The following is a 5,407-nucleotide window of genomic DNA, read 5'->3' on the forward strand; positions in this document are numbered from 1 at the left end:
ATTATTAACTGCGTATTTTTTATAACTTTCCTTTTGTTTAGGTGCATTCGTTTCAATTCTATCTCTATCTAGTGCATCGAGCTCTACCTCTAACTCAAACTCTATGCTATTTTGTAAATTTTTCCTGTAAAAATCATCATTAGAAGGTTCTTCATCATTATAAAAAAACTCGTATGCTTTGAGAAAACTTGATTTCCCCGCATTGTTCTGCCCATATATAAATAGCGTATTTGTGTCCTTGAATATTATTTTATTTATATCAAGACCTCCAGATATTCCACGAAAATTATTAACTGCAAAGAAAGTTATTTTCATCTTAATGCCTTGTATTAGTAAAAACACAACAATAGCAATTAATAGAATTTGTTAAATGTCCTATTTTCAAATCGTTGCGCAAGATCAAACTCACACAAAATAATTTATACGTAATTCGGATATTCTTAATGGCACGTGGCTTTTCTCCACAATTTTGAGTTATATTGGTCACGTTGCGGCAAAACCGCAACCGGAATTGGCGTTCCGAATTATCACGAGTGTCGGTAGCGATGTTTGCTGTGCTACTGGCGCGGCCTACGCTCGCCCCTTCAATGGTGGCTCAGGCAGGGGCTTCGAAAGAAGCGCCGGGTCGTGATAACCGGTACGCCAACCCTGTCTGGGTCATCACCAGTGAGCCTGGCGTCTCCGGTGATGGCGTTAACCCGGCACGGGAGGCGCTTGAGCGCCAGTAATTCATAGCACTGCGCAGGTCTGGTTTATCTATAAGACGTCCGTGGCGCTGCTCTGCCAGCGGTATGGCCCGGCTCAGGATCTCCCGTAAGCGTTCTGGCTCCAGCGCCAGTGTCTTCCGGGGGCGTGAGCCTTTGGTGCCAAACACCACCTGTAGCCGTTCGTCACCACGATCAAGCGCAGCAGCCCAACTTTTCAGTGACTGACAGCACTGTACCGCTTCCTGTGAACGCAGCCCCATCGCGCGGGCCAGCTCCAGAGTAACCGCCAGACCTTCATCCCTGCCGCGAAAATCAACCAGTGCAGCCTGCCAGCGATCCGGCGTCAGCGCCCGGTGAGTTCCGGCCCGGCTGGCGTTACCCAGGCCAAGCGCTTTGTTGCTGATACGTTCTGAATGCGCGAATTTTTCACGCCCAGCCTGCGCAAGGATAGTGCGCAGCGCCGCCATTTCGTTCTGAAGCGTGCGCGGCGTGATACCTGAATCCAGCCGCGCCTGGATATAACTCTCGATATGCGATGATTTAAGATGCTGGAGATCCTTAATCTGGATATTCAGCCTGTGCAGATGCTGGCTTAAACGTCCGGCAATGCGGATGCGGTCATGGATGGTTTTAAAACTGCCGCCAGCCAGCAGGGCGAGTTTTTCCATGCGTTGCGTAAGTCTCGGCATAGCATTTCTCCACTCAGTCCTCCGGCGCGCGGTCTGGTCACAGCGTGCTGTGTCGAAAGATACCGGTGCGCCGGAAGATGCGCGGATGAGGTATGACGGGGTACGGTGATGCACGAATGCAGCCGCCTGCCAGAGCAGGTAAATCCCCACAGGCACAATTGCCTGTCCTCCGGTATCGGTTCGGTAAAGCGGTTTTCTCCTCTGTTTTTGGGTTGAAATTCTGACAGCCGCTTTAGGTGTCAGTCGGATTGTTGCAGTGATTTTGCAGACAGGTACTGGGCTGAAGCGGTGTTGCGCACTGGCGTCACTTTCACCCGCTTACGCGTATTAAAGTGACGCCGCGTTTTACCTCTCCGGCAGGAATCCGGACGCAAAGCCTTCGGCAATGCCGTCCTGATTTCCTGCCTGCCCTCTGTCTGGTCGTTGTGCCTGCAACAGCTCAACGATAAAAGGATGTGGTCGCCTGTATCAAAGACAGACAGTCAGTTTCAGACCACGCTACTTCCGTATTGACCTGCGGGATTGATCGCCATCAGCGCTTCTTTCAGATCACCGCTCATCCTGGAACGGGAAGCTTTCGGGCGCAGCATCGCTGCCATGTGTTGCGAACAGGCTAGATCAGGAGAAAAGAAAAAGATGCAGGAAACTGTATTTGGGATTTGAAGAATTTATTTATTAATAAAATCAGTAAATAACAGAGGTGTGATTATGACACCATTTCCATAATCGGCAGGAATGTTTGTTGATGCCTGGATATCACCAAAACAGGAAATCGACGGCTGGAGAAGGGTGAAAAGACCTTCGGATCAAGCAACCATCAAGCAAATTGCAGAGCGGGAAAGATTCTATCTTTTTGTTTTCAATAATGAAAATATAAATCACGCTTACAACCAAGAGCCAGAATCAAGCAACCATCAAGCAAATCCCCAACTACGCCCAGAATGGGATGTAGCGCATTGCCTTGGTTCCTACTGATGAATCGTATTGTTTGATACGACCTTCTTTCATTGCTTCCTTGATGATACGGCTAATCATTGCGCTGTTTTTTTCATCAACACCAAATCTTTCCCGCAGCGTGGTGTTGTTCATCGGAACCTTTTCAAGGTACTTCAATACACAATGAAGGTAAGTCGCCCTGACTTTTTCCTCATTATCCATATCCTTAAAATCGCGATGAGCAAACAAAGTGACTTTCGTATGCTCCTGATAAACTTCAAACTGAGGGGCTGGAAGCTGATAAATCTCAGTTTCAATAACAACTTTATCGATACCGCTTCCCCGTTCTTCACAGATCCCCATCCTGCGCATAAGAGAGGCTATTCTTTCATTACGGCTACGCGGGGGAGAATCAAGAAGGCGATCAATCGCCACTAATGGTATGCCAGGATTCGAAATTTCCATGCGATCGGCGAACAACTCAAGCATTGGCCCCGTCCCGCCAATGTTGAAATCCTGGTGAATCAGCGAGTTGGCAACAACTTCTCGTATAGACAGTTCCGGATACATTCTTACTTCGCTGCGAAAAGCCTTCCCAATCACCTCATTTGATGGCAAAAGGTTATTAATATAATCAATCAAGCCTTCAAAACCGACGGCATAACCTTTATGGCCTTGTAGTTCCTTTACCGTTTTAAAACGATTATTTGCATCGTACTGGATTAAACGAATGGCTTTGCGGGACAAATTTTTAAAGGCATCTAATTCTCGTGCAAAAAGTATTGCACCAAGATTGGTAATATCCCAGGACCCCGCATCATTTCTCTCAACAACAAAATCCTTTGCAAGGTAATCCATTATAGAATCTTTGTTGTCTGGTAACGGTTGAGATAAGAGCGAGAAGAACGATGGGTAGTCGATTAACTGCAACACCTCATCAATAGAGCACTTGTCCCGTGCTACGCGGTATTCCCAGGGTTTCCGATCAAAGACACGCCAGAGGGCACGCTCTTTTTCTGGGTGTTTACCCAGCGGTTTTTTATAAGAGCCAATACGAATAAATTCTGTTCCCGAAAAACGCACAGGGGTATGGCAATTAGCATTTATCTCCAGAATGACAACCGCATCATTCTCAGGTGACGAAAATTCATGAAATGTAAAATCAATCTTTGGTTCCAGGCCCTGCAACAGCCAGCTTTCCAGCTCCTGCTGTTTATGCTTAGCCAGAGAGGGTTTGAAATCCGTACCGATTATAGAATGAGTCTCATCATCAACACCCCACACCATATAGGCTGTTGGCTTTCCAAGCAAAGCAGCCGAATTTGCCAGTGCCGAGATATACTCTCCGAGTTCTTCTGGTTTTATTGCATTATGCTTAAATTCTGCCCACTCAGTCTCTTTCGGCAATGAAACCAGCTCTTTCAGCAAAGAACGCAAACCGACTTCCTCTTTAGAAACAGACATTTAAGCACCGAACAATAGTTATACCAGGTTACAAGGATATGGCTTTAGACTGCCCATGGCAATGTTCCACATCACATCGCCTGATTCTGAGGACAGCCAGTGAAAAGTAAGCTCAATGAACGCCCTAGCCCCCCTTCTGGCATAGCCTGACATTCAAGGATGCTGCTGATATTGCGACTAAAGGTAGCATGTATAGGAATGTGTATATAAATCAATAGCAATTAAAATAAAATCATTTATTATCATAAAATTAGGTCATTAACGGTACTCCTGTGATCGCCAATTTGCTTATCTTATATCCGCCATTTGCCATATCTTCTCCATTCACAAATTCCTTTATGATTCTCAGTTCAAAATTCTAAATACATCTATTCACTTTGAGAATATTATATGAGCACAGCGCTTACTATTTTAGCCATTACAGCTACTGTAATTAGTCCATTATTAGCAGTTCAAACTCAGAAATTCATTGAAAGGTACTCACAAAAAAAATCATTGAAGATTGATGTATTCAAACAACTCATGGCGACACGATCTCAGAATGCCAGATTATCCAATGAGCATGTTCGCGCGCTAAATATGATAGACTTAGCATTTTACGGTAAAGTAAAAAAAGGAAAGACAAAGAGGAGCACTTCTGAGGGTAGCGTATTATCTTCATGGAAGCTTTATTTTGCACACTTGAATACTTCATACCCAGGTAACGATAATGCCCAGGGCGCTATATGGAATCAAACAAGTAATAGCTTGTTCCTGGACTTATTATCAGATATTGCAAAAGATATTGGCTATGATTTCGAGCGAGTCCAATTACAAACAGCCACATATTCTCCGGTTGCCCATGGGGCAATCGAGAGCGATCAGATAAAAATAAGAAAAGGTTTAGCTGCAATATTTTCAGGAGAAGATGCCTTAAAAATGGAGATCATAAATATTCCGGGAAAGCAGGATAATTAATAGACCCACTGCTTATTTTGAGTCTCAACACCCAACCTTTCCAACGCCTTTCTGCCCAAGGTGTTCGACAAGCCACGCCCAAAATTGCCCTTCCGACAAGTGGCTCCGCGCGGCGGGATTTGATACCGGGCAACAGGTTACTGTAAAAGTGATGAGCGGCTGTATCGTCCTGATGGCCTATGGCGAGCAGGAGCAACGGTTACAAGATGAGCTGAAAGAAGCACATCAGAAGTTGAATAGAATTGAGAGCACGCTGGCGACTCTCCAGTGAAGTACGGCTGAACCTGTAGGCGTTTCTTACAGGTTCAATTGGTGCCGGATGGCGCTAACGCTTATCCGGCCTACGGACTACATGCAATAAGAGACAACATTGCGGCCTTTCATTTTCAGTTATTCGGTTTTACCGAACAACTGCTATAACCCCCATATTCAATACGTAAAAAACCACCGATCGGTTAATCAGCGCTTCTTTCAGATCACCGCTCATCCTGAAACGGGAAGCTTTCGAGCACAATATCGCTGCCATATGTTGCGAACAAGCCAGATCAGGATAAAAGGAAAAGATGCAGGAAACTGCATTTGAGATTCGAAGAATTTATTTATTAATAAAATCAGTGAATAACAGAGGGGGGATTATGGCACCATTTCCATGAT

Annotated in this window: 4 protein-coding genes and 2 pseudogenes; 3 read left to right on the forward strand and 3 right to left on the reverse strand. The window is 45.3% G+C overall.

Annotated features, from left to right (window positions below):
• Window positions 1-315 (reverse strand): AAA family ATPase (locus NNN64_RS22320; RefSeq protein WP_271442815.1); only part of this gene is annotated, 315 nt, incomplete at its 3' end.
• Between the two features lie 230 nt (window positions 316-545).
• On the opposite strand from NNN64_RS22320, the pseudogene NNN64_RS23430 reads away from it, so the two are divergent.
• Window positions 546-641, forward strand: a pseudogene (locus NNN64_RS23430) (ash family protein); the annotation flags it as partial.
• Here NNN64_RS23430 and NNN64_RS22325 read toward each other — a convergent pair.
• Together NNN64_RS22325 and NNN64_RS22330 are read right to left on the reverse strand one after the other, a co-directional pair.
• A complete protein-coding gene (locus NNN64_RS22325; protein ID WP_271442816.1) occupies window positions 596-1,396 on the reverse strand; it encodes an integrase domain-containing protein in 801 nt (266 codons plus the stop codon). The pseudogene NNN64_RS23430 and the gene NNN64_RS22325 sit on opposite strands and share 46 nt — an antisense overlap.
• Window positions 1,397-2,326: 930 nt before the next feature.
• The gene (locus tag NNN64_RS22330) at window positions 2,327-3,796 is read right to left on the reverse strand and encodes an ATP-binding protein (protein WP_064178607.1); all 1,470 of its coding nucleotides are present in this window, start codon (window positions 3,794-3,796) and stop codon (window positions 2,327-2,329) included.
• Between the two features lie 390 nt (window positions 3,797-4,186).
• Between NNN64_RS22330 and NNN64_RS22335 the strand changes: the two genes are divergently transcribed.
• Window positions 4,187-4,753 (forward strand): DUF6680 family protein, encoded by a 567-nt coding sequence (locus tag NNN64_RS22335; RefSeq protein WP_271442817.1) that lies wholly within the window; start codon window positions 4,187-4,189, stop codon window positions 4,751-4,753.
• 48 nt (window positions 4,754-4,801) lie between these two features.
• Window positions 4,802-5,024, forward strand: a pseudogene (locus tag NNN64_RS22340) (SymE family type I addiction module toxin); the annotation flags it as partial.
• Window positions 5,025-5,407: the final 383 nt, after the last annotated feature.

It is taken from the genome of Citrobacter sp. Igbk 14, assembly GCF_028069825.1.
Lineage (GTDB): Bacteria > Pseudomonadota > Gammaproteobacteria > Enterobacterales > Enterobacteriaceae > Citrobacter.

Coding starts and splice junctions, on each gene's coding strand:
- NNN64_RS22325 (WP_271442816.1), bottom strand. CDS start 1,396: ATGCCGAGACTTACGCAACGCATGGAAAAACTCGCCCTGCTGGCTGGC.
- NNN64_RS22330 (WP_064178607.1), bottom strand. CDS start 3,796: ATGTCTGTTTCTAAAGAGGAAGTCGGTTTGCGTTCTTTGCTGAAAGAG.
- NNN64_RS22335 (WP_271442817.1), top strand. CDS start 4,187: ATGAGCACAGCGCTTACTATTTTAGCCATTACAGCTACTGTAATTAGT.